1 protein-coding gene is annotated in these 486 nt (G+C 50.6%); it reads right to left on the reverse strand.

Annotated elements, in window-relative coordinates; all coding sequences use genetic code 11:
- Window positions 1-155: 155 nt before the first annotated feature.
- Window positions 156-486, reverse strand: a 331-nt coding sequence (locus M977_RS25735; RefSeq protein WP_245163553.1) for a DUF6453 family protein, incomplete at its 5' end; no start/stop codon positions are given.

A 486-nucleotide genomic window follows, 5' to 3' on the forward strand; every position in this document is an offset into this window, starting at 1 on the left:
CTGCCTGCAGCAGTAAAGTTTGTGCCGGTACCGGTGATGGTGCTGCCATTGCCTGCAATAGTGCCTGTGGTGTAAATCATGTTTTCTCCTGACAATAAAAAACCCGCCGAAGCGGGTATTCATATGTAATGTGTGCGAGCGACCTACTGCCGCGATTAATACAGTGGGGGGAGTATCAAGGTTGGGAGCGGTGAAACGATACTGTTATCAGGGTAGGCGTATGCAAATCCTGTCACCTCTCCTGGCTGAACCGAAAGGCTTAAGCCGTTTCGTACATAACCCATATTCTGGAACTGGGTACCACCTCCGCCTGGTCTCCATACCCAGTAACCGGGCATATCCAATACGATCATCCCATCCACATTTGTAGCGTCCCGGGATTTCGTCCAGCGCTCCTTCACAATAAAAGGGCGTTTATTTGTTGAAAATACACATTGCCCACGGGCATTCCAGACAGCCATCCCTGCGTTACCCGCCTCAGGAAAA

The organism is Buttiauxella gaviniae ATCC 51604 (assembly GCF_001654835.1).
In the GTDB taxonomy this organism is placed as follows: domain Bacteria; phylum Pseudomonadota; class Gammaproteobacteria; order Enterobacterales; family Enterobacteriaceae; genus Buttiauxella; species Buttiauxella gaviniae.